Source organism: Micromonospora sp. NPDC051924 (genome assembly GCF_055586005.1).
On sequence record NZ_JBVJJA010000116.1, the window covers coordinates 1 to 1,367 of the forward strand.

At 69.3% G+C, this 1,367-nt stretch carries 1 protein-coding gene; it reads right to left on the reverse strand.

Features of this window, described 5'->3' with window-relative positions; genetic code table 11:
• Positions 1 to 5: 5 nt before the first annotated feature.
• Positions 6 to 1,217, reverse strand: a complete 1,212-nt coding sequence (locus ACZ6S5_RS34870; protein WP_466006550.1) for an ISAs1 family transposase — start codon at positions 1,215 to 1,217, stop codon at positions 6 to 8.
• Between the last annotated feature and the right edge of the window lie 150 nt (positions 1,218 to 1,367).

Consider the following 1,367-nt stretch of genomic DNA (forward strand, 5'->3'; position numbering starts at 1 on the left):
CAGGGTCATTGCGTTCTCGGGTAACTGCTGGTCACGGCGATGATCAGGTCGTGTGAGTGGCGGTTGGCTTGGCGGGTGGCTCGGGCGATGTTGGTCGCGCCGGTGATGCGGTGCCAGCCGATCGCGGTGTTCCGCAGGGTTGCGATGACGGCGGGCCCGGTGCCTGTCCGGGCGTGGTGAAGGTCTTCACGGAACGTCACGTCGCGGACGTGATGGAGGCGGTTCTCGATGTGCCAGTGGCAGCGGATCCAGGTTTGCAGGTCGCGGGGCGGGGCGTGGCCTGCGGGCAGTGACACGGTCAGGTAGGCGGTCTCGCGGCTGGTCTTGCCGGCGACGATGCGGGTGCGGGTGATCCGCACGGCTTGTTGGGCGTGCGGGAAGGCGATGCCTCCGGGTGTGGCGACGGTGACGGCTTTGACGGTGCGGGTCTCGCGGCGGCCGTGGCCGCGGTCGCGGGTCCGGTCACCGACCGGGATCTGCGCCCAGGGCAGCCGTTTGAGCTGCTTGAACAGGGTCGGCTGGTTGGCCTTGACCTGCACGAGCAGGTGCGCCTGTCGGGCGGTGACCTCGTCGGCGTGCCCGGTCTGGGTATGCAGAGCGTCGGCGATGAACAGCACCCCGGCCAGGGTGCCGAGCACCTGTTCGACAGCGTCGAGCAGCGGCGCGAACGACGTGATCTCGTTGCTCTTGGCGTCCACGGTGACCTGAGCGAGCACGATCCCGGTGGTGGTGTCCAGCGCGGAGAGCAGATGCACCTGGCGGCCGTCGCCGCTGCGGGCGCCGCGCAGTGTCTTGCCGTCGATGGCGATAACCGTGCGGTACCGCCTCGGCCTGCCCGCCGCGACGGGAGTGCGGGTCCGCAGCCAGCCGGCCAGAATGGTGCCGAGCAGAGTGTCATCCAGGCGCGTCAGAATCCGCCAGACAGTGCTGCCGACCGGCACTCCTGCGCTGAACCCGAGCCGTTGCTGGGCGCGTTCATCCAGGTCGTGCAGCCAATCGGTGATCGCGGCGAACGACGACGCCCCGGCCATGACGGCGCAGACCGCCACCGCCAACAGCGCGGTCAGCGGGTAACGCACGCCCCGTGGGTCGCGTGGATCAGGAACAGCGGCGAGCGCGTGCAGCAGCGCGCCGTGTTCACCGTCGGTGACCGGCGCGGCCTCGGCGATGGAGGTGGGTGCGGCTACGGCAAGCGCGGGGATGAGAGATGATGCCATCGGCGGGTGGGGTCTTCCTCGGAGTCGTGAAGCGTCGCAACTCCATGATCACCGATGCGGCCTCACCCGCTCCTGACGCCTCCACAGAGGCCGAACTCGTCTCGAAACTCCTGGCCAGCAACCCGCCCGCCGACTATGCAATCGCCCTGG